This window comes from Pseudomonas sp. TS_SC_3 (genome assembly GCF_056156225.1).
This window is the reverse complement of record NZ_CM149586.1, coordinates 2,906,979-2,932,614: the sequence shown is the minus strand read 5'-3', so window position 1 is coordinate 2,932,614 and position 25,636 is coordinate 2,906,979. Positions and strand designations below refer to the sequence as shown.

Sequence of the window (25,636 nt, the reverse complement as noted above, 5' to 3'; positions counted from 1 at the left end):
ATGGCGGATGCTCAACCTCGGCCCTGCGTTGGCGTTACAGCATTTATTGCGCGTGGATGATCTCAGCTCCAGCCGAGGGTCAGGGCGATCAATACGGCGTAGCGGGCCGTTTTCGCCAGGCTGACAATCAGCAGGAAGATCCACAAGCGTTCGCGCATCACCCCGGCCATCAGGGTGAGCGGATCGCCGATCACCGGCACCCAACTCAGCAGCAGCGACCAGCGGCCATAGCGCGCGTAACCAAGTTGCGCTTGTTGCAGGCGTGCGTCGCTGACCGGGAACCAGGGTTTGTCGCGAAAGTGTTCGAGGTAACGGCCAAGTACCCAGTTGAGTAACGAGCCGAGGATGTTGCCTGCGCTGGCGACGGCCAGCAGCGCCCAAGGTGAATAGGCCCCGCTAAGTAGCAAGGCCACCAGCACGCTTTCCGACTGCAATGGCAGCAGCGTGGCGGCCCCCAGTGCAGAGATAAACAGGCCGAGATACGCGCTAAGGGTCAGCATTGGTTAGGCCTGGCGGGCATCTTTCGCGGCCTGCCGACCTGCCTCAGGACTGTTTTTCCTGCTCGGCATTGGCCATTACATCTTCCAGCTTGAGGCCTGTGAGGCCATGGATGGTGCGCCACAGGTAATAGAAGATGGCCATCAGCATGATCATCGAAGGAATCGCAATCATTGGGTAACTGAGCAGGTTCATCCGCCCCAGTTCGTCATTGAAGGCTGCACTGCCCGCTGGGCTGACGACAATCCACTTGGCCAGCACGTAGTTCATCGCCGAAGAAAAGAAGAAAGTGCCGCTCAGCCAGTAGGTGGCTTTGAGCAAGCGGTTTTCGAACTGGGCGGTATTGCCGGCGTGCTCCAGGCTCTCGTGGATCTTGTCGACGTTGAGCACTGTTTTGTTGAACAGCAGGGTGCGGATCAGCGGGTAACGGGTGCGCGTGGAGAGCAGCACGGCAATGCCGATAATCCCGGGAATGGCCGCTTCCTTGATCGCCAGCCACTGGTTATCCAGCTTGAGCAAGCCGATGCCGCCGGTCAGTAGCACACTGATCAGGCCAAGCAGGGCGATAAAGTTGAATTTGCGGTATTTCAGCAGCTCGAAACTGCCCCAGGCAAAGGGGAAGGCCAACGCCAGCATCAGGGCGCCGTCGGCACCGAGCCGGCTTTCGCTGCTGAGCTTCATCAGAATCAACGAGGGAATCACAATGCTGACCAGCAAATCGATCAGCGGGCGGGGTTTGTGTGCAGCTTGAGTGCTTGGTGTGGTGTCGGTCATGTCGTTCAGGGGGCAGGAAAGATGCGCGATCATCGCCTGCCTGAGCGGTGGCTACCAGCCCAGCTGTCGTCTTGACGCTGAAAAAATGGCCAAAGGCCATTTTTAACAACGCCCAGCCACGGCGCGAGTGGTGGGCCAGCGGGGGCCACGGGGCAAGGCAAACGGCTGCTGAGCCAATTGTGACGGGGTATTTTGGCGGATGGCCGGTCGCCTTGTTTCGGGCGTGAGGAAGCATCTGATACTAAAGTGATATCGATAACTCAGTGACTAAGCGTTAGGGTCGTTCGGTTTGGCGCCAGGCATGGCTCGGTTGTGGGAGTGATGTTGATGTACAGCCGTGGTCTGTCGAGATATTCGCTACTGCTATTGCTTGTAGTGGCCGGTTGGTCGACGCAGGTGCTGGCCAAAGACTGTGTGGGCGTGGTGGCGGCCAGCACCACACCCTTCTGGCTGCAGGTCGAAGCAGGGGCGCGGTTAGCGGCTAAAGAGCGTGGCGTGGACATGTATTTTCGCGGGCCTAGCCGTGAGGGGCAGGTAGAAACGCAGCTGCAGATGATCAATTGGGTGTTAAGGCATGGCTGCAAGGCGCTGGTGATTGCCCCGGGCGGTCCTGAAATTGCGCCGCGTGTACAGCAATTAGCCGCCAGCGGCGTAATCACCGTCTATCTCGATCGCGATTTGCCAGGCAGCCCAGTGCGTGGCGTGGTGGCCACCGATAACTTCAGCGCCGGGGTCCAAGCCGGGCAGATGTTAGCCGCCGCCCTTGGCGGGCAGGGCAATGTCGCGTTGTTGCGTCTGCGCGCCGATGTGTCTTCGACCACTGAGCGTGAGCGCGGCTTTCTTCAGGGCGCGCAAGAGGGCGGGCTGAACATTCTGGTTGATAGCTACATTGGCAGCGACAGTCAGGCGGCTTTGCTAGCGCTGCATAACCAGCTGGGGCAGCTGGCGGGTGTGTTCACCCCCAACAGCACCAGTTCGCGTGCCACGTTGGCTGCGCTGCGTCGGCTCGGTAAATCCGGTGAATTACTGCACATCGGCTTTGATGCCGACCAATCGCTGATCGCGGCGTTGCGCAAGGGCGAGATCTACAGCCTATTGATTCAACAAGCCCACAGCATGGGGTATCAAGCCGTGCAGTTGGCGGTGCAGGGGTTGCATGATCAGCTGCCGGCGCAGTCGGTTAGGGTGACGCTGCAGGTCAAGCAAGTCACCCGCGATAACCTGGTGCAATGGCTGGAGGCGGAGGCGCAAGAGCTGTCTGCCGGCCCTTAACCTTGTGCGCTGATTTGTCTTAACCCTGTGCTAAGAGCGGTGGCTGCTGTTGTCGCGCGCCCCCTTGCATCGGTACGCATTGTATATTTTTTAGGTAATGCCCAATGAGGTTGAAGGTTTGGCTTGGTGTGTTGTTGCTTGGCAGTTGTATGCCGGTGCTGGCGGCGGAGTTGCGCCTGTTTACTGAGGAGTATCGCCCGCTGAGCTACAGCGAGAACGGCAAGCTCACCGGTATGGCGGTGGAGGTGGTCGAGCGGTTGGTTGAGCAGACCGGGCAGGCGACTCATATCGAATTGCTGCCCTGGGCGCGAGGCTATTACCTGGCGCAGCGCGAGGCCAACGTTGGCTTGTTCTCCATGGTGCGTACCCCAGAGCGCGAGGCGCTGTTCCAATGGGTCGGCCCCATCGCGCAGGGCCGCACCAGTTTTTATCAGCGGCGTGGTGGCGGGCTGAATGTGCGTGGGCTGGAGGATCTTGAACGGTTCACGGCCTTGGTGGTGCCCAAGCACTGGTACTCCTACGACTACCTTCGCGAGCGAGGTATGAAGAACCTCTACGGCGTGCCGACACCGCAGCATATGGTCAAGATGTTCAAGCACGGCCGTATTCAGTTGTTGGTGGCGAACAACCTGACATTGGGTGACATGCTCGCGGAGCAGGGGATGCGCCGTGATGAGGTTGAACTGCAGTTCACCTTTATGGCCAACAACTCCTACATTGGCTTTTCCAAGCGCACAGACCCCGCCCTGGTAACGCGTTGGCAGCACGCCCTTAACCAACTGGCCCGTGACGGCAGCTTGCAGCGCATTCACCAACGCTGGTTTACAGAGTCCTCCAGCCTCCCGGATGTGCCGGCGATACCTTGAGCGCAAGTGTTGTGCGGATAAACCAAGCGTCTACCGATCAATCCCCTTTGAGTGAGGCCGCCCATGCCCACCCCGCGCCCGCTCATGCTTGATCTCGCCGCGCGTGCGCAGTTGTTTGCGCACCTGGCCGCGATGGAGACGGCCGGCGTGCCGGTTGAGCGTGCACTGCTCAGTTTGCAGGTGCCGGTGCCGGCCCGCGCCGCGTTAACCCGTCTGCAACAACAGCTTGCTGGCGGTAGCGATATGGCCAGTGCTGGCTGGCGCACTGGTTTTTTTACCGCGCTGGACTGCGCCCTGGTGCGGGCCGCTCAGGCCAGTGGCTGCCTGGCCGCGATTTACCAACGACTGGCTGAGCGTTACACGCACCGAGCACGGCAGCTTAGTGCATTGCGATCACGCTTGTGGTTGCCTGCGGGTGTCTTGGTCCTGGCGTTACTTATCCAGCCACTGCGCGGTTTAATGGGCGGCCAGTTGAGCGTGGCTGGCTATTTATGGGGCGTGCTGTGGCCGTTGCTGCTGGCGGCGCTCTATGGGCTGGGTGGCTGGTTTTATTGGCGCCGCGAGTACGCTTCGGCCCGCACCGCGTCACCCCTCGATAACGTGCTGGCGGCCTTACCGATATTCGGCCCCGCATTGTTACGCCGCAGCCTGCGCGATTTTTTCGACGCATTGGGTTTGATGCTGGAGGCGGGTATGCCAATGCTTGAAGCGTTGCCCAAAGCCTGTGCGGTCATTCGCCATGCGCCCTTGCGCCAGCGCTTCAGTCGTGTGCAGAGCGCTATAGGGGGTTGTCAGACCTTGGCGTCGGCATTAGCACTGCTGGATTTTCCGGGCCAGCGTTTGGCGCTGGGGGTGATTCGCAGCGGCGAGGCCAGTGGCACGCTCCCCGCCAGCCTACTCAACTACGCCAGTGTGGAAAGCCAAAAGCTGGATAGCCTGAGCGAGCAGGTGGCGACCTGGCTGCCACGCCTGCTGTACGTCGCCGTGATGCTATGGATGGCCTATGGCTTGCTCGCTGGAGCCGGCTTCACTGCACGTTTGCCCGCTGAGTTGCAGTGACGGGGCGGTGCAAGCGCTGATCATGAGCGGTCGCAGGTTTACGGCTGGTTATGTAGTTTTACTACATAGATGAATCTGTAGTTTTACTACATAATCGTTGGCCAAAAACCAATACAGAGCAATGGTGCACACCCATGCAAAGAGCCTCGCATCATGACCTTCGCGCACAATTTCGCGCGCTTCTCGCATCGAATAGCTGTTATCACACAGCTTCTGTGTTTGACCCCATGGCGGCGCGCATTGCCGCTGATCTCGGCTTCGAGGTTGGGATTCTGGGCGGTTCTGTAGCATCACTACAGGTTCTGGCCGCGCCGGACTTTGCCTTGATCACCCTCAGCGAGTTCGTTGAGCAGGCCACCCGCATCGGTCGCGTCAGCCGCTTGCCGGTGATCGCCGATGCTGACCATGGCTACGGCAATGCGCTAAACGTGATGCGCACCGTGGTTGAGCTGGAGCGTGCCGGGATCGCCGCGCTAACCATTGAGGACACCTTGCTACCGGCGCAGTTCGGGCGCAAATCCACTGACCTGATTAGCGTCGCCGAGGGGGTGGGCAAGATCCGCGCGGCACTCGAAGCGCGCGTCGACCCGGACCTGGCCATCATCGCCCGCACCAACGCGGGCGTGCTTGAGCTGGATGAGGTGATCAGCCGCACATTGGCCTATCAGGCCGCTGGTGCCGATGCGATCTGCATCGTCGGCGTCGAAGACTTTGAGCATTTGGAACAGATTGCCGCCGCCTTGAGCATTCCGCTGATGCTGGTCACCTACGGTAATCCCAAGCTGCGTGATAACGCCCGGCTGGCCAAGCTCGGCGTGCGGATTGTGGTCAACGGTCATGCGGCCTACTTTGCGGCCATCAAGGCCACCTACGACTGCCTGCGCGAGCAGCGCGGGGCGCAGTCCAGCGACCTCAGTGCGACTGAGCTGACGCACAGGTACACCCAGCCAGAGGATTACATCGTCTGGGCTGAAGAGTTTATGAACGTCAACGAATAGGCAACCGATCACCTGCTCTTGTAAATCAGCCCATCGATGTCCATATCTCTTACTTGATACAGGGCGTATGGAGGCGAATATGGCCGGTGGCTGGAGCAGTGACGGTGCGGTGCAAGAACAGATCGACAGCAGCCTTGAGGACGCCGTCCAGCGGGCGCGCAGCCAACTGCCCAGCGGCGAGAGCCTGAAACGCTGCGAGGCATGTGATATTGCCATTCCCGAGGCGCGGCGCCAGGCCGTACCTGGCGTGCGACTGTGTGTGGCCTGTCAAACGCTGGACGACCAACAGCAGCAGGCCAGCAGTGGCTATAACCGCCGTGCCAGCAAAGACAGTCAGTTGCGCTGATTGATGGCCTTGGGCGCGAACACTGCAGCCGTCAATGCTGCGCCGCCGAGGCCGTGGTAATCGCGCGGTTGAGGCGGGCCATCGTGTCCGCGGGTACATCGGTGCTGCACACGATGAAGCGTTGCAGGCCGGCCGGCATGTCGCTGAAGCGGTATTCGGCAATCTGGCTGAGATCGTCAGGGCTGTGCTCGCGCAGGTACTGCCAGTCTGCCTGGTCGGCCAGCATGTAGTTGATTCGATTGGCCGCGAGCATATGCATCATGCTCGTCGGGGATACGGTTACGCGCTGTATCTGGTTAGCGCTGCTGGCGATTTGCCGATCCAGGCTGGCGCCGTAAGACACCCCGTCGACCACTCCGAGGGAGAGCCTGGGGTCTGCCAGCAGGCTGGCGAGGCTGTCATGCGCCTTCACCAGCGGTAGTGCCACCGCGTTGACCAGCAGCATATGTGGAGGGTCAACATGCAAGGGCAGGCTGAACTGCGCGATCTGCTCGCGCTCTGGCAGCCGATACCAGCCAATTGAGCAGTAATTTTGTTTGCCGTTCTGGAAGTCCAGCCAGATACGTTTGGACGGGCGCTCGACGAATACGGCAGCAACCTTGGCGGCGGTGAATATACGCTTGGCGCGCAGCAGTAAAAAACCGCGCTCGTGACCGTCTTCCAGGTAGTGATAGGGCGCTTTATCGCGCCACGCCACGGTCAGCGTTTCGGCGGTTGCCAGCCCACTGGGCAGATAACAAACCAGGGCAAAAATCAGTAAGACCCTCATGCGAAGGTTCCTTGCAACTATTGATAGCAATATGTCCATCGCCAGCGGTCATGTGGGGCAATGCCGCGCAGTATTGCGTTGGCGCGATGCAGAGCGCAAACCCAAGCGTGTGTGCGAGCGCGGCTGAGCCAGATCGGCTGTGAATGGCAGCGCATTGCTCATCTACAATCTGCTGACTGGATGATGATCCGCGCTCAAGAGGCCCCCAGATGGCTGCCGTACTTCGCAACGTTCTGTTCATCGACTTCCTGCGCGTGACCTGCGCATTACGGTGCATATCGGGAGTGCGCCGCGCATTATTTTTGGCGCTGTGGCTGTCGGCCAGCCCCGGGGCCAGCGCGGCTGAATTACGCTTTTACAGCGAAGAAAGTCCGCCGCTGAACTTCACACGAGATGGCCAAGCCACAGGCTTTTCCAGCGATATTGTTCACCAGCTGAGCGTCCGTACCGGGGATGTTGCGCAGATTAAATTTGCTCCGTGGACGCGCGGTTATGCCAAAGCGCAGGAGGGGCCTAACGTGGGCCTGTTCACCATGGCGCGGATTGCCGAGAGGGAGCGTTTATTTCAGTGGGTTGGGCCGATTTCGGTGTCGTTGAATCGCTTTTACACCCGCAAAGGTTCAGGCCTGCAGATTGAAAGCCTGGCCGCCGCGCAAGCCCGGCAACTGGTTCTGCCGCGGCAGTGGTACAGCTATCAATATTTGGTGGATAAGGGCTTCAACAATATTTTTACAGTGACATCGGCGGAGCGAATGATGCAGATGTTTCGAAACGGCCGTGGCGACATCCTGGCGGTCAGTGATATTGCCTTACCCGCCTTTCTGGACATGGCAGGCATGACGCCCGATCAGGTCGAGCCGCAGTTGGTTTTTCTGCAGCATGAATCCTATCTGGCCTTCTCTCTGGCCACCGATCCGCTGCTGGTCGCCCGTTGGCAAGCGGCCTTGGATGAGATGAAGCGCGACGGTCGTTTTGCCGAGATATTTCAGCGCTGGTTCCCTGGCCGGGGCATGCCGCCCCGGCTGCTTGAGGTCAGCCCTTAGCTCAAAACAGAAAGTAGCGTTGCGCCATCGGCAGCACATCCGCCGGTTCGCACCAGAGCAGTTGGCCGTCGGCCTTGACCTGATAGTTCTGCGCATCCACTTCGATATTGGGTTGGTAGTCGTTGTGGATCAGGTCGCTCTTTTTCAGGGCGCGGCAGCCTTTGACCACGCCAATCTTCTTCTTCAGGCCCAACTGCTTTGGCACGCCCGCCTCGAAGGCTGCCTGGCTGATAAAGGTGAAACTGGTGGCGTGGCGGCTGCCGCCGTAGCTGGCGAACATCGGGCGGTAATGCACGGGCTGCGGCGTGGGGATCGAGGCGTTGGCGTCGCCCATCAGGCTGGCGGCAATCGCCCCACCCTTGAGAATCAGCGTCGGTTTCACGCCAAAGAACGCCGGTCGCCAGAGCACCAGATCGGCCCATTTGCCCACTTCGACCGAGCCGACTTCGTGGCTGATGCCGTGTGTGATCGCCGGGTTGATGGTGTACTTGGCGATGTAGCGTTTAACCCGAAAGTTGCTGTTGCCCGGGCAGTCACCTTCCAGCGGGCCGCGCTGTTTGTGCATCTTGTCGGCGGTCTGCCAGGTGCGCGTGATCACCTCGCCGACACGGCCCATGGCCTGGCTGTCAGAGCTGATCATGCTGAACGCGCCGAGGTCATGCAGGATGTCTTCGGCGGCAATGGTTTCTCGGCGGATGCGGCTTTCGGCAAAGGCCACGTCCTCGGCGATGCTCGGGTCAAGGTGGTGGCAGACCATGAGCATGTCGAGGTGCTCGTCGATGGTGTTCTTGGTGAACGGCCGGGTCGGATTGGTCGAGCTGGGCAGCACATTGGGGAAGCCGCAGGCCTTGATGATGTCCGGCGCGTGACCGCCACCGGCACCCTCGGTGTGGTAGGTGTGAATGGTGCGTCCCTTGAACGCGCCGAGGGTGGTTTCGACAAAGCCGGACTCGTTCAGCGTGTCGGTGTGAATCGCCACCTGCACGTCGTATTGATCGGCCACGGAGAGGCAATTGTCGATGGCCGCCGGGGTGGTGCCCCAGTCTTCATGCAGCTTGAGGCCGATGGCGCCGGCCTTGACCTGCTCGATCAGCGGTTCTGGCAGCGAGGCGTTGCCTTTGCCGGTAAAACCCATGTTCATCGGGAAGGCATCGGCGGCCTGCAGCATGCGCGCCATGTGCCACGGCCCGGAGGTGCAGGTGGTGGCGTTGGTGCCGGTGGCCGGCCCGGTGCCGCCACCGATCATGGTGGTAACGCCGCTCATCAAGGCTTCTTCGATCTGCTGCGGGCAGATGAAGTGGATATGGCTGTCGATACCGCCGGCGGTGAGGATCATGCCTTCACCGGCGATCACTTCAGTGCCTGCGCCGATGGCGATGGTCACGTCCGGCTGAATGTCGGCGTTACCGGCTTTGCCGATGGCGGCGATGCGCCCGTCTTTGAGGCCCACGTCGGCTTTGACGATGCCCCAGTGGTCGATGATCAGTGCGTTGGTGATCAGCGTATCGACCACATCGGCGGCGCACAGTTGGCCCTGGCCCATGCCGTCGCGGATGACCTTGCCGCCGCCGAATTTCACTTCTTCGCCATAGGTGGTGAAGTCTTTCTCAACCTCGATCCACAACTCGGTGTCGGCCAGGCGCACCTTGTCGCCGACGGTGGGGCCGAACATGTCGGCGTAGGCTTGGCGGGAGATTTTCATGTTTGTCCTATCCGTAGGATGGGTTAGCGGCGAAGCGGCGTAACCCATCAATGCTTGGTTCGGTTTTGGCGATGGGTATCGCTTCGCTCCACCCATCCTACCCAGACGTTACAGATCGCCCATCACCCGCCCGGCAAAGCCGAACACGCGGCGATGGCCGGCCAGGTCAACCAGTTCCACTTCGCGGCTTTGCCCCGGCTCGAAGCGCACGGCGGTGCCGGCTGGGATGTTCAGGCGCATGCCGCGCGTGCTGGCGCGGTCGAAGGTCAGGGCGTCGTTGGTTTCAAAAAAGTGATAGTGCGAGCCGACCTGGATGGGCCGGTCGCCGCTGTTGGCCACGGTCAGGCGGTGCGTGCGGCGGCCGGCATTCAGCTCGATTTCGCCGTCCTGGATCTGGTATTCGCCGGGGATCATTGCTGCTTCACTCCAGGTTCAGTTGCATAAAGGTGAGGTCCAGCCAGCGGCCGAATTTGCGGCCGACTTGTGGCATCTGTCCGCTGGTGACGAAGCCAAGGCGCTCATGCAGGCGGATCGAGGCGCTGTTGCCGCTCTCGATGGCCGCCACCATCACATGCAGGCCGGCGGCTTGCGCGCGTTCGATCAGGGCTTGCATCAGCAAAGGGCCGAGGCCCTGGCCGCGTTGGTCGCTGCGCACGTACACCGAGTGTTCGACGGTGTGGCGAAAGCCTTCAATGGCGCGCCAAGTGCCGTAGCTGGCGTAGCCGACAACGTCGCCCGCGTCGTTGTGGGCCACCAGCACCGGAAAGCCGGCGGCGTTGCGCTCATTCAACCAAGCCTGACGGTTGGCCAGATCGACCAAGGTTTCATTCCATATCGCCGTGGTGTGCTGCACCGCCTCGTTATAGATCGCGAGAATGGCGGGCAAGTCAGCGGCGGTGGCGTCTTGAATCTTCATGCTTAAACAATCGGCTGGTGGACGGTGACCAGCTTGGTGCCATCCGGGAAGGTGGCCTCGACCTGGATATCCGGGATCATTTCCGGGATGCCTTCCATCACTTGATCGCGGCTCAGCAGGGTGGTGCCGAAGTGCATCAGCTCGGCCACGGTCTGGCCGTCACGCGCGCCTTCGAGCAAGGCGGCGGAGATGTAGGCCATGGCTTCCGGGTAATTGAGTTTGAGGCCACGGGCCAGGCGGCGTTCGGCCACTAAACCGGCGGTGAAGATCAGCAGTTTGTCTTTTTCGCGTGGGGTTAAATCCATTGTTCAAGTGCTCCAGATTCTGGGGGGAACAGCGCTGCGCCCGAGTAACGCAGGGCGCAGCAGCCGCCAAAGTTCAATCAACCAGGCGCGGGCATGCAGCGCTTCAGTGGCTAGGCAGCGGGCGACCAGCAGGCCGGGTAATTGGCTGAGGTCTCCGCGCACTGGGGTGCTGAGGGTACGACACTGGTCGAGCAGTTCGCTGTCGATTTCGCCGGTGATCAGCAAGGTGGCAAACACCGGTTGGCCGTCTAGGCCGATGGGCGAGTCGAGCAAACCGTCGTCGCCGACCACGCGCTGACGTTCATGCCAGAACAACTGGCCGTCGCGACGGATATTCAGCTGCGCGTGAAAGTGCCCGGCGTCGAAGCGCTCACCACTGGCCGGTCGACCGAGGGCGACCACGTCCCAGTAGAGCAGCTTGGCATCGCCTTCGAGGTCGATCTCTGTGCTCAGTTCAGCCTGGGCCTCGGCATAGACGATGGTTTCCTGCGGCAGCCATTCCAGGGTTGCACCGGCTTCGACGCGCAGGCGGATGTGTTGGTAAGCCGGCCCTTTGGCGCGGTACCACTTGGCTGCGCCGGGGCTGGTCAGCTGCGCCCAGGCGTTGCGGCCGACCGTGGCGGTGATGTCAAGGCTGTCCCCACCGGCAATGCCGCCGGGTGGGTGGACGATGATGTGCTGGCACACCTCGGGGCCTTCGGCGTACAGGTGCTTTTGCACCCGCAGCGGGCCTTTGTGGCGGCGCAGGGTTGGGCGCGTGGTGTCGCCGTCGAGGCCATAGCCCAGCTCCAACTCGGCGTGCCAGCTGGGGGTGAAGAGGGGCGTGAGTACGGGTGCGTTCATAGGCTCTTTTCGTAGGGTGGATGGCGCTTTGTCCATCCACCAGCGGTTTGTTCAGGGGCGAATGAGCGGCGCGTCATCCTCCCTACGGTGGGTTTCATATCGCCACCAGTCCGCGCACGCCGTCGGCTTCCATGGTTTCACCACGGCCCTGCTGGACGATCTCGCCACGACTCATCACCAGGTACTGGTCGGCCAGTTCGGCGGCAAAGTCATAGAACTGCTCGACCAGCAAAATGGCCATGTCACCGCGCTCAGCGAGTTTTTTGATCACCACGCCGATCTCCTTGATCACCGAGGGCTGGATGCCTTCGGTGGGTTCGTCGAGGATCAGCAAGCGCGGCTTGCTCGCCAGCGCGCGGCCGATGGCCAGCTGTTGCTGCTGGCCGCCGGAGAGGTCGCCGCCACGGCGGTGTTTCATCTCGCGCAGCACGGGGAATAGCTCATAGATAAATTCCGGCACCACCTTGGCGTCGCTACCGGGAAAGCGAGACAGGCCCATGAGCAGGTTTTCTTCCACGGTCAGGCGGCCGAAAATTTCCCGGCCCTGCGGTACATAGGCGATACCGGCGTGCACGCGCTGGTGCGGCTTGAAGGCGGTGATGGCTTTGCCTTCCCAGTTCACCGCGCCTTCTTTGGCCGGGATCAGGCCCATCAGGCATTTCAGCAGGGTGGTCTTGCCCACGCCGTTACGGCCGAGCAGGCAGGTGACTTCGCCGATCTTCACGTCGAACGACAGGCCACGCAGGATATGGCTGCCGCCGTAGTACTGATGCAGTTGTGCAACTTGCAGCATGTCGATGTCCTTTATTCGTTTTGTGGGAGGGGCTAATCGGTTCGCCGCCCGGCCCTCCCACAGGTATTCGTTAACGGCCGAGGTAAACCTCAATCACCCGCTCATCGTTCTGCACCTGCTCCAGCGAGCCTTCGGCCAGCACGCTGCCCTGGTGCAGCACGGTGACGTGGTCGGCGATGGAGCCGACAAAGCCCATGTCGTGCTCAACCACCATCAGCGAGTGCTTGCGTGCCAGCGACTTGAACAGCTCGGCGGTGAACTCGGTTTCGGCGTCGGTCATGCCCGCCACCGGCTCATCCAGCAGCAACAGTTGCGGGTCCTGCACCAGCAGCATGCCGATCTCCAGGAACTGCTTCTGGCCGTGCGACAGCAGCCCGGCGGGGCGTGAACGCGAGCTGTCGAGTTTGATCGTCTGCAGCACCTCATCGATGCGGTCTTGCTGTTCGCCGGTCAGTTTGGCGCGCAGGCTGGCCCACACCGATTTGTTGGTCTTCTGCGCCAGTTCGAGGTTTTCGAACACGCTCAACGCCTCGAAGACGGTCGGCTTCTGGAACTTGCGGCCGATGCCGGACTGAGCGATTTGCACCTCGCTCATTTTGGTCAGGTCGAGGGTTTCACCGAAGTAAGCCACACCATTGTCGGGGCGGGTTTTGCCGGTGATCACATCCATCATGGTGGTCTTGCCGGCACCGTTGGGGCCGATGATGCAGCGCAGCTCACCGACGCCTATGTACAGCGTCAGGTTGGTCAGGGCTTTGAAGCCATCGAAGCTGACGTTGATGTCTTCCAAAGTCAGGATAGTGCCGTGGCGTACGTTCAGACCTTTGTTGGCCAAGGTGCTGGTGCCGATCGGGTCACGGCCGCTACCGGCTGGATCATAGGCAGGTTCGAGCATCATTTCGGGGGCTGGCGTGGCGCGCATTATTGCTCTCCCTTTTTACGTAGTAGGCCGATCACACCTTTCGGCAGGAACAACGTGACGACAATGAAAAGGAAGCCCAAAGCGAACAGCCAATACTCGGGGAAGGCCACGGTAAACCAACTCTTCATGCCGTTGACCAAGCCTGCGCCGAGCAGCGGGCCGATCAGCGTGCCACGCCCGCCGAGGGCGACCCACACGGCGGCTTCGATGGAGTTGGTCGGCGACATTTCGCTGGGGTTGATGATGCCCACTTGCGGCACATACAGCGCACCCGCAAGCCCACAGAGCACGGCGCTGAGCACCCAGATAAACAGCTTGTAGCCGCGTGGGTCGTAGCCGCAGAACATGAGGCGGTTTTCCGCATCACGCAGCGCGGTGAGCACGCGGCCGAACTTGCTGCGCGCCAGTCGCCAGCCCAGGTACAGGCTGGCCACCAGCAGCACCACGGTGGCGAAGAACAGCGCCGCGCGGGTGTGCGCGGCGGTGATGTCGAAACCGAGAATGGTGCGGAAGTTGGTAAAGCCGTTGTTGCCGCCAAAGCCGGTTTCGTTGCGGAAGAACAGCAACATCCCAGCGAAGGTCAGCGCCTGGGTCATGATCGAGAAGTACACGCCCTTGATCCGCGAGCGGAAGGCGAAGAAGCCGAACACCAGTGCCAGCAAACCGGGGGCCAGCACCACCAGGCACATGGCCCAGAGGAAACTGTCGGTGCCGTACCAATACCAAGGCAGCTCGGTCCAGGCGAGGAAGCTCATAAACGCCGGCAGGCCGTCGCCCGCCGCTTCGCGCATCAGGTACATGCCCATGGCGTAGCCACCGAGGGCAAAGAACAGGCCGTGACCGAGCGACAACAGCCCGGCATAACCCCAGACCAAGTCAAGCGCCAGGGCGACGATGCAATAGCAGAGGATTTTGCCGACCAGGGTCAGGGTGTAGGCCGACACATGCAGGGCGTTGTCCGCTGGCAGCAGGTGCAGCAGCGGCATGGCCAGCAATACGGCCAATACCAGCAGGCCGATGGCCATGGACGCTTGCAGGCCAAGCTTGGCGCTGGCGCGGGCTAATAAGGTTTGATTCAGGGGCATAGTCATTAGTCGATCACCCGTCCTTTCAGTGCGAAGAGACCTTGCGGGCGTTTCTGAATAAACAGAATGATCAGCGCGAGGATAAGGATCTTGCCGAGCACGGCACCGATCTGCGGTTCGAGAATTTTGTTGGCGATGCCGAGGCCAAAGGCGGCCATCACGCTACCGGCCAGTTGACCGACGCCACCGAGTACCACCACCAGGAAGGAGTCGATGATGTAGCTCTGGCCGAGGTCCGGGCCGACGTTGCCGATCTGGCTCAGGGCCACACCGCCAAGGCCGGCGATACCGGAGCCAAGGCCAAAGGCGAGCATGTCCACCCGACCAGTCGGCACGCCGCAGCAGGCGGCCATGTTGCGGTTCTGGGTGACTGCACGCACGTTCAGGCCGAGGCGGGTTTTGTTCAGCAGCAGCCAGGTCAGCAGCACCACAAACAGGGCGAAGCCGATGATGACGATGCGGTTGTACGGCAGCACCAGGTTGGGCAGCACTTGGATGCCCCCCGACAGCCAGGCCGGGTTGGCCACTTCAACGTTTTGCGCGCCGAAGATCACCCGCACCAGTTGGATCAGAATCAGGCTGATGCCCCAGGTGGCGAGCAGGGTTTCCAATGGGCGGCCGTAGAGGTGGCGAATCACTGTGCGCTCCAGGGCCATGCCGATGGCAGCGGTGACGAAGAAAGCCACCGGCAGCGCCACCAGCGGATACAGCGCCAGGGCTTCCGGGGCGAAGCGCTGGAACAGGACCTGCACCATGTAGGTGGAATAGGCCCCGAGCATTAGCATCTCGCCGTGGGCCATGTTGATCACCCCGAGCAAGCCGAAGGTGATGGCCAGGCCGAGTGCGGCGAGGAGCAGGATGGAACCGAGCGACAGGCCGCTGAACGCCTGGCCGAGCAGTTCGCCGATCAGCAGTTTGCGTTTGACTTGCGCCAGGCTGGTTTCGGCGGCGGTGCGTACACCGGCATCGCTTTCCACGGCGGGGTCGAGCAGGGTTTCCAGGCGGGTGCGGGCCAGTGGGTCGCCGGTTTCACCGAGCAGGCGCACGGCAGCCAGGCGCACGGCCGGGTCGCTATCAACCAGTTGCAGGTTGGCCAAGGCCAGGGTCAGGGCGTCGCGCACGCCATCGTCGGTTTCGCTGGCGACTTGGGCGTTGAGCAGTTGCAGTTGCGCCGGTTTGGCACTCTTCTGCAGTTGCTTGGCCGCGGCCAGGCGCAGCGCCGGGTCTTCGCCGAGCAGTTGGTGGCTGGCCAGTGCGGTGGCGGTTAGGCCGCGCAGGCGGTTATTCAGGCGCAGCTTCTTGGGTGTTTCGACAGGCTGCACGTCGCCTTCGGCAGGCTGATACGCACCATCTATTTCAATAAAGGGGTTTTTCGCGCTGTCTGCTGCGACGCGGCCTTGTTGCAGGGCTTCGATCAACGGCAGGCGCGCCGCATCGGGCGCAGCGGACCAGCGCTCCAGCAGGCTGGCCTGCTTGGCTGGGTTAGCGGCGACAAAGTCTTGGGCATCACCGGCGTGCGCGGCCAAGGGCAGCAGCAACAGCAGGCTCAGCAGAATTCGGGTAAGGGCAGTGGACATGGGAGTTCCTTGGCGTAGCCCGGATGCAATCCGGGAGCGGTCTTCCCGGATTGCATCCGGGCTACAGCGACCTTCCCCCCTTCACGAGTCGCCCACGTCCTCTCCCGCAGCGGGAGAGGGGTGGTAAACGCGCGCTGCGCTATCAGCACATTCAGGGGGGAGGGTTTTTGCCTTAGTTCGACTTCACCGCGTAATCCGGCTTCTTGTCGTTGCCTTCGATGTACGGGCTCCATGGCTGTGCACGGACCGGCCCTTCTGTCTGCCAGACCACCGAGAACTGACCGTCTTCCTGCACTTCACCAATCATTACGGGCTTGTGCAGGTGGTGGTTGGTTTTATCCATGGTCAGGGTGAAGCCACTTGGTGCGGCGAAGGTCTGCCCGTACATGGCTTCACGCACCTTGTCGACATCGGTGGTGCCGGCTTTTTCAACGGCCTGCGCCCACATGTGGATGCCTACGTAAGTGGCTTCCATCGGGTCATTGGTGACCACGGTATCGGCGTTTGGCAGGCTCTTGGCCTTGGCGTAGGCTTTCCAGTCAGCAACGAACTTGGTGTTGACCGGGTTCTCGACCGACTGGAAGTAGTTCCAAGCGGCCAGTTGGCCAACCAGCGGCTTGGTGTCGATGCCGCGCAGTTCTTCTTCACCGACCGAGAAGGCTACAACCGGGATGTCGGTGGCTTCGATGCCCTGGTTGGCCAGTTCTTTGTAGAACGGCACGTTGGAGTCACCGTTGACGGTGGAGATCACTGCGGTTTTGCCGCCAGCGGAGAACTTCTTGATGTTGGCGACAATGGTTTGGTAATCGCTATGACCGAACGGGGTGTAGACCTCTTCGATGTCTTTATCGGCCACGCCTTTGCTGATCAGGAAGGCGCGCAGGATCTTGTTGGTGGTGCGCGGGTAAACGTAGTCGGTGCCGAGCAGGAAGTAGCGCTTGGCACCGCCGCCGTCTTCGCTCATCAGGTACTCGACTGCCGGAATGGCTTGCTGGTTTGGCGCTGCACCGGTGTAGAAGACGTTTGGCGACATCTCTTCGCCTTCGTACTGCACGGGGTAGAACAGCAGGCCGTTGAGTTCTTCATAGACCGGCAGTACGGATTTGCGCGACACCGAGGTCCAGCAGCCGAAGGTCACGGCGACTTTGTCCTGGGTCAGCAACTGACGACCACGTTCGGCGAACAGCGGCCAGTTGGACGCCGGGTCAACCACCACGGCTTCAAGTTGCTTGCCGAGCACGCCGCCTTTGGCGTTGATCTCGTCAATGGTCATCAAGGCCATGTCTTTCAGCGAGGTTTCCGAGATGGCCATGGTGCCAGACAGCGAATGCAGCACGCCCACCTTGATGGTTTCAGCGGCTTGCAGGGTCCAGCTCATGCCCATGGCGGCGATGGAAGCGTACAGGGTAAAGGCCTTGATCAGATTGCGACGTTGCATGGTGCGATCTCCATTCACAAAGGTGCTGTGTTGACTGCTGATTTGGGCTTATTGGTTTTGGCAGTGAAACAACGGGGCATGGTCTGCGCCCGGAAACGTCGACAGCGCTGCGCTGTCCTCAACAGGGCTAGAGCAATTGCTGTGCCTCTTTGGGCAAAATCAGCTCGCGCAGGTTCTCAAATGCCCAAGCCCGAGGGCGGCAAGGGCGCAGGTGCAGGCGTTGAGCAGGCAGCAGTAGACGTCACACCTGGGCTGTGCAGCCCAGGTGCGGTGTGAGGCGGGTTGGTTGGTCTGCACCATGCAGGTGCGCTGCGAGAGGGTGGTGCGTGGTCGTGTGCCTTACTGGGGCGTGCTGGCGATCAGGGGCGGATCAGCTCACCAGGTAGTTTTTTACCCCGGTAAAAATGATCTGCGCGGCCAGGGCGCAGACGAATAAGCCCATCAAGCGGCTGACGATTTGCAGGCCCTGATCGCCGAGCAGGCGTTCAAACTGGTTGGACATATACAGCACCACGCCCACCGTCAGACTCGCCAGGGCGATGCCAAGCACCGCCACGGCTTTATCACCCCAGTCCGGTTGGCTGGCGCCCATCAGCAGCAGCGCACCGATGGTGCCGGGGCCAACGGTAAGCGGGATCGTCAGCGGCACGATGGTCACGTCCTGCTGTACGTTATCGCTCTGCACCGCTGACTTGCCTTGGGCCATACCCAGGGCTGAGATAAACAGCACGCTGCCGGCGCCTATGCGGAAGGCGTCGATGGTGATACCGAATAAGGTGAAGATGTGTTTGCCGAACAGGTACAGCAGCACGCTGGCGATGAGCACGCCGAGCGCCACTTTCCAGGCCAGGCGCTTGCGCTCCTTGACCGTGTAGCCACGGCTTAAACCGATAAAGCACGACAACACAAAGAAGGGGCTATAGAGCACCAGCAGTTTTAAATACAGGCTGAACAGCGCGGACGCCATGGACAAGACTCGTCTCGAGAAAGAAGGCTGGCAGGGTAAGACCGTAGCGGCTGAGGGGCAAGCTCAGCGCGATCAGGAGGGCAGGGCGTCACGCTGGCGGCGGATTTCCCGTTCGGCCACCCAGTGTTCGATCAGCTCGCGCAGTTGCGACATTTCCACCGGTTTGGACATGTGCCCATCCATGCCCGCTTGGCGCGCACGTTCTTTGTGTTCGTTGAGGATGTGCGCGGTGAGCGCCACCACCGGGGTGCGTGGGCGCTGCTCGGTGGCCTCCCAGGTGCGCAGCTGCTCGGTGGCCGAGAAACCGTCGAGTACCGGCATTTCGCAGTCCATCAGCACCAGATCGTATTGCTGCGCTTTCATCGCGCTCAGCGCTTCTTCGCCGTTGCTGGCGGTATCGGGTTGCAGGTTGAGCTTGCCGAGCATGCCGCGAATCACCTTGGTGGAGATGGTGTTGTCCTCGGCCACCAGAATGCGGAAGTCACTGGGCACGTGAAGTGGTGCACTCACCGGGGCTGGGCTGAACATCGGCGAGTCGCCCTTGCCGCGCTGGGCCAGTTCATCGGCCAGGGTGGTTTTCAGGGTGTAGCCGGCCACGGGCTTGGCCAGGATGCGTTTGATCCCGGCGTTGCGCGCGATGATCTTGCTCGGCGCATTGCTGATGCCGGTGAGCATGATCAGCAGAATGTCGTGGTTGATGTTGGCGTCTTCTTTGATGCGCGCGGCCAACTGCATGCCGGTCATGCCGGGCATGTCCTGATCGAGCAGCACGATATCGAAGAACTCGCGCAGGTGCGCCTTGGTGCGCAGCAAGGCCAGGGCGGCTTTGCCCGAGGGCACCGCGCTGACCTGCAGGCCCCAGGCGCTGCATTGCTGCACCAGCACCTTGCGGCACGTGTCGTTATCATCTACCACCAGCAGGCGGGCGCCTTGCAGGCAGGCGTCGAGGTCGGCGGTGGGTTGCTCTAGGCGCGTCGCATCCAGCGGCAGGGTCAGCCACAGGGTTGAGCCACGGTTGCTGCTGCCCTGAATGCCGAACTCACCATCCATCAAGCGCACCAGCTGGCGGGCGATGATCAAACCCAGGCGGCCGCCCAGTTTGGTGGCGGCGAGGAAGTCCTTGCTGTGCAATTCGGCGTTGAGCAGGGCATCGCGTTCGCTGGCGTCCAAGGGCTTGCCGCTGTCTTGCACAGCGATGCGCAGGCGCGGTTGTTCGGCATTGGTATCGAGGGCCACCACCAGCAGAATTTCGCCTTCATCCGTTTGCTTGAAGGCGTTGTCCAGCAGGCTCAGCAGGGTTTGCCGCAGGCGCGTGGGGTCACCGCTGATCACCCGAGGCACTTGCGGCTGCATAAAGCTGATCAGCTCGACTTTTTGCTGTTCGGCCTTGGCGCGGAAGATATCCAGGCAGTCTTCGATCAGCGCGCTGAGGTCGAACTGCACGTCGTCCAGCTCGATTTGTCCGGATTCCAGCTTGGAAATATCCAGAATTTCGTTGATCAGCGTGAGCAGCTCGTTGCCTGAGCTGTGGATGGTCTGCACGTAGTCACGCTGTTTGGCCGACAGTGGCGTGCCCAGCAGCAACTCGGTCATGCCCAGTACGCCATTCATGGGGGTGCGAATTTCATGGCTGATTTTGGCCAGGAACTCGGCTTTGGCTTTTAGTTCGGCGGAGCTGGCGGCGAGGGCGCGGCTGGTGCTGAAGTGGTCATGCAGGATGCGTCGTTGCCGTTCGCTCATGGCCATGCTGAGGATAAAACCGCTGACGACGGTTACGGCGAGCAAGCTGTAGGCGATCCATTCGCTTTGCACTGACCAGTAACCGAAGAACACCGGCAGCACACCGAGAAAGGCGATGCAAAACACCAGCGCGCCCAGGCTGAACAGGCGCGCGGGCCGATAGCCATGGTGCCAGCGGTTGAGCGAGACCAGTAAAATGCTCAGCCCAGCAACCGCATTGAGTAGGTAGACCAACTGGTTGAACTGCAAGTTGGTGGCCACCAGCAGGGCCACGCAGGCGATGCCGATGACCACCACTTCGCCGATGAGCAGGTAGTTCAGCGGGGTGTTTGGCCCGGCTTTATGAAAGAAGCTGGCGGTAAAACACAGAGCACAGAACGCCGCTAGCAGCATCGACAAGTTGGCGATTTGCGGCTGTAGCTCTTGCCACTCGTTCAACCACGGCGTGCTGATGCCCAGCAGGCTGAGCACCGTGACCACTTGGCAGACTTGCATCGCCGCCAGCCACAGGCTGCTGGCGGCGCGGGTGTAGGCGTAGCGCACGAGGTTGTAGGCCACCAGCATGCTGAGGCAGCCCAGTAATAGGCCGAATAGCAGCGGGCGATTGTCATCCGCCGCCATGCTCTGCGCGCTCTGCAGGGTGATGCTGGGGCGCAATGCATGTTCTGAGGCCAGGCGCAGATAAATATCCAGCGGTTGCTCGGTGTTGGGCAGCGGCAGGAGGAAATCGTGACTGGCCAATGGGCGGCTGGAGAACGGCAGGTTGTTACCGGTGTGTTCCTGCTGGATCAGTTCATCGTTCTGCAGCACATAGAGGTCGAGGTAGGCCAGATAGGGCGCGAATACACGCAGCATCTGCGCATCGGTATTGGCCGGTAGGCGATGGTGCAGCCAGAGCGCGCCACTGCCACCTGCGATGTAAAGCTGAGTGAGGTGGGTGGGGCGGAACTGCGCTTGGCGTTCGGGGCTGCGCACGTCGTCGAGCTGTAGCGCGGCGCTCGGGTCGCTGAGGCTGGACCAGGATGCCTGTGCCTGAACTGACGCCAGGGCAAGCGTCATCAGCAGCGAGCTGAGTAGTAGGTAGGTGGCAATCCTCAGCCGGCGCACAGTGAAGTCCCTTCAATAATAAGTGGTCGGATTATAGCCAAGCTGTTCGTATGGGAAATATGACAAAGGTGGCCAAATGGCCACCTTTGTCGTGTTTTACCCTTTATTTACCTTCACTTATCCCCGCGTTCGCGGGCAATGGCGCGGTAGCCGATGTCGTTGCGGTAGAAGCTGCCGTTCCAGCGGATTTTCTCGGCCAGGCGATAAGCCTGCTGCTGGGCTTCCTCAACGGTGCGACCGATAGCGGTGGCGCAGAGTACGCGGCCACCGGCGGTAACGATCTGGCCGTCTTTCAGCGCGGTGCCGGCATGGAAGACTTTACCTTCCAGTTGCGCGGCAGCATCCAGGCCTTCGATCACATCGCCCTTGGCGTAATCGGCCGGGTAGCCGCCAGCGGCGATCACCACGCCTACCGTTGGACGCGGGTCCCAGGTGGCTTCGACTTTATCCAGCGCCTTGGCCAGTGCAGCTTCGACCAGCAGCACCAGCGAAGACTCCAGGCGGCACATGATTGGCTGGGTTTCCGGGTCGCCGAAGCGGCAATTGAACTCGATAACCTTCGGCTTGCCGGCCTTGTCGATCATCAGCCCGGCATAGAGGAAGCCGGTGTAGACGTTGCCTTCAGCCGCCATGCCGCGCACGGTTGGGTAGATGACTTCGTCCATCACCCGCTGGTGCACCTCGGCGGTGACCACGGGGGCGGGCGAGTAAGCGCCCATGCCGCCGGTGTTGGGGCCGGTATCGGCGTCGCCAACACGTTTGTGGTCCTGGCTGGTGGCCATTGGCAGGACGTTCTCGCCGTCGACCATCACGATAAACGAGGCTTCTTCACCGTCGAGGAACTCCTCGATCACTACGCGTGAACCGGCTTCGCCAAAGGCATTGCCGGCGAGCATGTCGCGCACGGCGTCTTCAGCCTCGCTCAGGGTCATGGCGACAATCACGCCTTTACCGGCAGCCAGGCCATCGGCCTTGATCACGATTGGCGCGCCGACCTGTTGCAGGTAAGCCAGCGCCGGCTCGACCTCGGTGAAGTTCTGGTAGTCGGCGGTAGGAATGGCGTGGCGGGCGAGGAAGTCTTTGGTGAACGCCTTGGAGCCTTCCAGCTGCGCGGCGGCGGCGGTGGGGCCGAAGATGTCCAGCTTGCGAGTGCGGAACAGATCGACCACACCTTTAACCAGCGGCGCTTCCGGGCCGACGATGGTCAGTTGTACGTTCTGCTCGGCAAAGTCAGCCAAGGCTTCGATATCCAGCACGTCGATGGCGACGTTCTCGCACTTGGCTTCAGTGGCCGTGCCGGCGTTGCCGGGGGCGACGAACACTTTAGTGACGCGCTTGTCCTGCGCGACTTTCCAGGCCAGGGCGTGTTCACGACCGCCGCTGCCGATGATCAATACGTTCATGTTGCTCTCCTAGTGGAGGCGGGCGTTGAGCCCGTTCGGTGGATAAGCAAAGCGTTATCCACCCTACAAATTTCGAGGTCGCGATCGGGCTGGTAGATGCAAGGCGTCGGGCCCTTTACCCAGCGGAGTTGCCTTCTGGCAATGAGCATGGGGGGAGGGCCAGACAACGCCGCAGATGCCTGTCCGAGTGCGGCCGATTTTAGTGCCTAAAGTGACGCATGCCGGTGAACACCATGGCAATCCCGGCTTCGTCGGCGGCGGCGATTACTTCCGCATCACGCATCGAGCCGCCCGGCTGAATAACGGCAGTGATGCCATTGGCAGCGGCGTTGTCCAGGCCGTCGCGGAACGGGAAGAAGGCGTCGCTGGCCATGACCGAACCGGCGACCTGCAGGCCGGCATGTTCAGCCTTGATTGCGGCGATGCGCGCGGAGTTCACGCGGCTCATTTGGCCGGCACCGACACCGATGGTCTGGCGGTTCTTGGCGTAGACGATGGCGTTGGATTTAACGAACTTGGCTACTTTCCAGGCGAAGATCAGGTCATGGATTTCCTGCTCGCTCGGCGCACGTTTAGTGACGATCTTCAGGTCTTCGGCCTTGATCATGCCGATGTCGCGGCTCTGCACCAGCAGGCCACCGTTGACGCGTTTGAAGTCCCAGCCAGCGCTGCGCTCGGCCGGCCATTCGCCGCATTCCATCAGGCGCACGTTGGCCTTGGCGGCCACGACGGCGCGGGCCTCGGCGCTGATTTTCGGCGCGATGATCACTTCGACAAACTGACGCTCGACGATAGCCTGGGCGGTGGCGCCGTCCAGTTCGCGGTTAAAGGCGATGATGCCGCCGAACGCGGATTCAGTGTCAGTGGCGTAGGCCAGTTCATAGGCCTGGCGGATGCCGCCTTCGCTGTCCAGGGCCACGGCCACGCCGCACGGGTTGGCGTGCTTGACGATCACGCAGGCCGGCTTAACAAAGCTCTTCACGCATTCCAGCGCGGCGTCGGTGTCAGCCACGTTGTTGAACGATAACTCTTTGCCCTGCAGTTGTACTGCGGTCGCCACACAGGCTTCGTCGGCATGCTCAACGTAGAACGCCGCTTTCTGGTGCGGGTTCTCGCCGTAGCGCATGTCCTGCGCCTTGATGAACTGGGTATTGAAGGTGCGCGGGAACAGGTTGCGCTCAACAGTCGACAGGCTGTCGCGGCTTTGGTCGATGGTGCCCAAGTAGTTGGCGATCATGCCGTCGTAGGCCGCGGTGTGTTCGAAGGCTTTTAGCGCCAGGTCGAAGCGCTGGGCATAGCTCAGGCCGCCGGCTTTGAGCGACTCAACGATGCCAGCGTAGTCGCCAGCGTTGACCACAATGGCCACGTCTTTGTGGTTTTTCGCCGCAGAGCGGACCATGGTTGGGCCGCCGATGTCGATGTTCTCGATGGCGTCGGCCAGGTCACAGCCCGGCTTGGCCACGGTGGCGGCGAAGGGGTAGAGGTTGACCGCGACCAGGTCGATTGGCTTGATGCCGTGCTCGTCCATTACCGCGCCGTCAAGGGCGCGACGGCCGAGGATGCCGCCGTGGATCTTCGGGTGCAGGGTCTTGACGCGACCGTCCATCATTTCCGGGAAGCCGGTGTAGTCGGCGACTTCCACGGCGGCGATGCCGTTGTCTTTGAGCAGTTTGTAGGTGCCACCGGTGGAGAGAATTTCCACATTAAGGGCGACGAGCTCACGGGCAAACTCAAGGATGCCGGTCTTGTCGGAAACACTGATCAAGGCACGGCGAACGGGGAGGCGGGTGGTCTGGTCGGTCATTTCAGAATCCATCAGAGCGGAGGTTTCAGCAAAAAGGGCGGCTTGTGTGGGCCGCCCTTTTCGGGAGTTCGGGGTTACAGCAAGTCGTATTGCTTGAGCTTCTTGCGCAGGGTGCCGCGATTCAGGCCGAGCAGCTCGGAGGCCTTGGTCTGGTTGCCCTTGACGTAATTCATCACGGTTTCCAGCAGCGGCGCTTCAACTTCAGTGAGCACCAGGTTGTAGACGTCGCTGACGTCTGCACCTTCAAGGTGGGCAAAGTAATTGTGCAGTGCTTTCTCAACGCTGCCGCGCAGGGTTTGCCCCTCTTCACTCGGCGTATTGAGATGTTGTTTCAAACTGCTGTTTTCACTCACGGGAGCCATTCCACTTTCTAAAGTCTCAGTCAACATCGTCATGCGGCCACCCCTTCTCCATTTTTATACCGCTCGCTGAAAAACTCGCGAACGTTGGCGCACTGCGCGTCCTTACTGTCCAGACGATTGAAGTGGGCGCGAAACTCCTTGGCGCCCGGCAAGGTTGCGAGATACCAGCTGACATGCTTGCGGGCAATGCGTACACCCATCACATCGCCATAGAAGGCGTGGAGGGCGGCCAGGTGTTCAAGCAGAATGCGCTCGACCTCACACAAGCTGGGCGCCGGGAGCTGTTCGCCGGTTCTCAGGTAGTGCTCAATCTCGCGGAATATCCACGGCCGCCCTTGAGCGGCACGGCCGATCAGCAGACCGTCGGCTCCCGTGGCGTCTAGCACCCGCTTAGCCTTTTGCGGTGAATCAATATCGCCATTGGCCAGCACCGGAATCGACACCGCCTGTTTGATCGCGGCAATGGTCTCGTATTCGGCTTCACCCATGTACAGGTCAGCGCGGGTACGACCGTGTACTGCCAGCGCGACAATGCCGGCGTCTTCGGCGATCTTGGCCACGGTGGTGCCGTTTTTGTTCTGTCGGTCCCAGCCGGTGCGAATCTTCAGTGTTACCGGTACATCCACTGCCGCCACCACGGCCTGCAGAATTTCGCGCACCAACGCTTCGTCTTTCAGCAGGGCGGAGCCGGCGGCCTTGTTGCAAACCTTTTTGGCCGGGCAGCCCATGTTGATGTCGATGATCTGCGCGCCCAGTTCGACGTTCTTGCGGGCCGCTTCTGCCAGCATCTGCGCGTCACCACCGGCGATCTGTACCGAGCGTGGCTCGGGATCGCCGCTGTGCATCATGCGCAGGCTGGACTTGCGGGTATGCCACAGGCTCATATCACTGGTGACCATTTCCGAGACCACCAACCCCGCTCCCATACGCTTACACAGCTGACGAAACGGCTGATCGGTGACGCCCGCCATCGGGGCGAGGATCAGCGAGTTTGGCAATGTGTAAGGGCCGATGCATAGCGCCGACATAGGGCTTCCCTGCTCAAGA

Annotated in this window: 25 protein-coding genes; 6 read left to right on the top strand and 19 right to left on the bottom strand. The window is 61.2% G+C overall.

Annotated features, from left to right (window positions below; translation table 11 throughout):
• Positions 1-62: 62 nt before the first annotated feature.
• Both AC0J6G_RS14010 and AC0J6G_RS14005 read right to left on the bottom strand, forming a co-directional pair.
• Complete coding sequence (locus tag AC0J6G_RS14010) at positions 63-500, bottom strand: YqaA family protein (protein ID WP_475248670.1); 438 nt, start codon at positions 498-500, stop codon at positions 63-65.
• Between the two features lie 43 nt (positions 501-543).
• The gene (locus AC0J6G_RS14005; protein ID WP_475253762.1) at positions 544-1,272 is read right to left on the bottom strand and encodes a VC0807 family protein; all 729 of its coding nucleotides are present in this window, start codon (positions 1,270-1,272) and stop codon (positions 544-546) included.
• Positions 1,273-1,599: 327 nt separating this feature from the next.
• Here AC0J6G_RS14005 and AC0J6G_RS14000 point away from each other — a divergent pair, with 327 nt between their 5' ends.
• From AC0J6G_RS14000 to AC0J6G_RS13980, 5 genes are all read left to right on the top strand, one after another.
• Positions 1,600-2,544 (top strand): substrate-binding domain-containing protein, encoded by a 945-nt coding sequence (locus AC0J6G_RS14000; protein ID WP_475248668.1) that lies wholly within the window; start codon positions 1,600-1,602, stop codon positions 2,542-2,544.
• Between the two features lie 104 nt (positions 2,545-2,648).
• Entirely contained in the window at positions 2,649-3,410 is a 762-nt protein-coding gene (locus AC0J6G_RS13995; protein WP_475248666.1) for a substrate-binding periplasmic protein, read from the top strand.
• 63 nt (positions 3,411-3,473) lie between these two features.
• Positions 3,474-4,469 (top strand): type II secretion system F family protein, encoded by a 996-nt coding sequence (locus AC0J6G_RS13990; protein WP_475248664.1) that lies wholly within the window; start codon positions 3,474-3,476, stop codon positions 4,467-4,469.
• A 134-nt stretch (positions 4,470-4,603) separates the two neighbouring features.
• Positions 4,604-5,467, top strand: coding sequence for an isocitrate lyase/PEP mutase family protein (locus tag AC0J6G_RS13985; RefSeq protein WP_475248663.1), 864 nt, complete (start codon positions 4,604-4,606; stop codon positions 5,465-5,467).
• A 79-nt stretch (positions 5,468-5,546) separates the two neighbouring features.
• Complete coding sequence (locus AC0J6G_RS13980; RefSeq protein ID WP_475248661.1) at positions 5,547-5,813, top strand: DksA/TraR family C4-type zinc finger protein; 267 nt, start codon at positions 5,547-5,549, stop codon at positions 5,811-5,813.
• Between the two features lie 31 nt (positions 5,814-5,844).
• Here AC0J6G_RS13980 and AC0J6G_RS13975 read toward each other — a convergent pair whose 3' ends face one another.
• The gene (locus tag AC0J6G_RS13975; RefSeq protein WP_475248659.1) at positions 5,845-6,582 is read right to left on the bottom strand and encodes a hypothetical protein; all 738 of its coding nucleotides are present in this window, start codon (positions 6,580-6,582) and stop codon (positions 5,845-5,847) included.
• A 209-nt stretch (positions 6,583-6,791) separates the two neighbouring features.
• Between AC0J6G_RS13975 and AC0J6G_RS13970 the strand changes: the two genes are divergently transcribed.
• On the top strand, positions 6,792-7,625 hold the full coding sequence (locus AC0J6G_RS13970; RefSeq protein ID WP_475248658.1) for a substrate-binding periplasmic protein: 834 nt from the start codon (positions 6,792-6,794) through the stop codon (positions 7,623-7,625).
• 1 nt (position 7,626) lies between these two features.
• On the opposite strand, the gene ureC is transcribed toward AC0J6G_RS13970, so the two are convergent.
• From ureC to dusB, 16 genes are all read right to left on the bottom strand, one after another.
• A complete protein-coding gene (ureC, locus tag AC0J6G_RS13965) occupies positions 7,627-9,327 on the bottom strand; it encodes an urease subunit alpha (RefSeq protein WP_475248656.1) in 1,701 nt (566 codons plus the stop codon).
• Between the two features lie 108 nt (positions 9,328-9,435).
• Positions 9,436-9,741, bottom strand: a complete 306-nt coding sequence (locus tag AC0J6G_RS13960; protein ID WP_463211568.1) for an urease subunit beta — start codon at positions 9,739-9,741, stop codon at positions 9,436-9,438.
• Positions 9,742-9,748: 7 nt separating this feature from the next.
• The gene (locus tag AC0J6G_RS13955; RefSeq protein WP_475248653.1) at positions 9,749-10,243 is read right to left on the bottom strand and encodes an N-acetyltransferase family protein; all 495 of its coding nucleotides are present in this window, start codon (positions 10,241-10,243) and stop codon (positions 9,749-9,751) included.
• A gap of 2 nt (positions 10,244-10,245) precedes the next feature.
• Positions 10,246-10,548 carry an urease subunit gamma gene (locus AC0J6G_RS13950; protein ID WP_475248652.1) on the bottom strand — a complete coding sequence of 101 codons (303 nt, stop codon included), beginning with the start codon at positions 10,546-10,548 and terminating at the stop codon, positions 10,246-10,248.
• A 3-nt stretch (positions 10,549-10,551) separates the two neighbouring features.
• Positions 10,552-11,391, bottom strand: coding sequence for an urease accessory protein UreD (locus AC0J6G_RS13945; protein WP_475248650.1), 840 nt, complete (start codon positions 11,389-11,391; stop codon positions 10,552-10,554).
• A 94-nt stretch (positions 11,392-11,485) separates the two neighbouring features.
• Positions 11,486-12,184, bottom strand: a complete 699-nt coding sequence (gene urtE / locus AC0J6G_RS13940) for an urea ABC transporter ATP-binding subunit UrtE (protein WP_475248648.1) — start codon at positions 12,182-12,184, stop codon at positions 11,486-11,488.
• A 70-nt stretch (positions 12,185-12,254) separates the two neighbouring features.
• Positions 12,255-13,106, bottom strand: a complete 852-nt coding sequence (urtD, locus tag AC0J6G_RS13935) for an urea ABC transporter ATP-binding protein UrtD (RefSeq protein WP_475248646.1) — start codon at positions 13,104-13,106, stop codon at positions 12,255-12,257.
• Entirely contained in the window at positions 13,106-14,197 is a 1,092-nt protein-coding gene (urtC, locus tag AC0J6G_RS13930) for an urea ABC transporter permease subunit UrtC (RefSeq protein ID WP_475248644.1), read from the bottom strand. The genes urtD and urtC overlap by 1 nt, the downstream gene beginning before the upstream one ends.
• The gene (gene urtB, locus AC0J6G_RS13925) at positions 14,197-15,768 is read right to left on the bottom strand and encodes an urea ABC transporter permease subunit UrtB (RefSeq protein ID WP_475248642.1); all 1,572 of its coding nucleotides are present in this window, start codon (positions 15,766-15,768) and stop codon (positions 14,197-14,199) included. The genes urtC and urtB overlap by 1 nt, the downstream gene beginning before the upstream one ends.
• A 172-nt stretch (positions 15,769-15,940) precedes the next feature.
• Positions 15,941-17,206 (bottom strand): urea ABC transporter substrate-binding protein, encoded by a 1,266-nt coding sequence (gene urtA / locus AC0J6G_RS13920; protein ID WP_475248640.1) that lies wholly within the window; start codon positions 17,204-17,206, stop codon positions 15,941-15,943.
• Positions 17,207-17,576: 370 nt separating this feature from the next.
• Positions 17,577-18,173 (bottom strand): MarC family protein, encoded by a 597-nt coding sequence (locus AC0J6G_RS13915; RefSeq protein WP_475248638.1) that lies wholly within the window; start codon positions 18,171-18,173, stop codon positions 17,577-17,579.
• A 72-nt stretch (positions 18,174-18,245) separates the two neighbouring features.
• Positions 18,246-21,020, bottom strand: coding sequence for a hybrid sensor histidine kinase/response regulator (locus AC0J6G_RS13910; protein WP_475248636.1), 2,775 nt, complete (start codon positions 21,018-21,020; stop codon positions 18,246-18,248).
• A gap of 113 nt (positions 21,021-21,133) precedes the next feature.
• Entirely contained in the window at positions 21,134-22,423 is a 1,290-nt protein-coding gene (gene purD / locus AC0J6G_RS13905) for a phosphoribosylamine--glycine ligase (protein WP_475248634.1), read from the bottom strand.
• A 199-nt stretch (positions 22,424-22,622) separates the two neighbouring features.
• Entirely contained in the window at positions 22,623-24,227 is a 1,605-nt protein-coding gene (gene purH, locus AC0J6G_RS13900) for a bifunctional phosphoribosylaminoimidazolecarboxamide formyltransferase/IMP cyclohydrolase (protein WP_475248632.1), read from the bottom strand.
• 74 nt (positions 24,228-24,301) lie between these two features.
• The gene (gene fis, locus AC0J6G_RS13895; protein ID WP_475248631.1) at positions 24,302-24,622 is read right to left on the bottom strand and encodes a DNA-binding transcriptional regulator Fis; all 321 of its coding nucleotides are present in this window, start codon (positions 24,620-24,622) and stop codon (positions 24,302-24,304) included.
• The gene (gene dusB / locus AC0J6G_RS13890; protein WP_475248629.1) at positions 24,619-25,617 is read right to left on the bottom strand and encodes a tRNA dihydrouridine synthase DusB; all 999 of its coding nucleotides are present in this window, start codon (positions 25,615-25,617) and stop codon (positions 24,619-24,621) included. The genes fis and dusB overlap by 4 nt, the downstream gene beginning before the upstream one ends.
• Positions 25,618-25,636 lie beyond the last annotated feature (19 nt).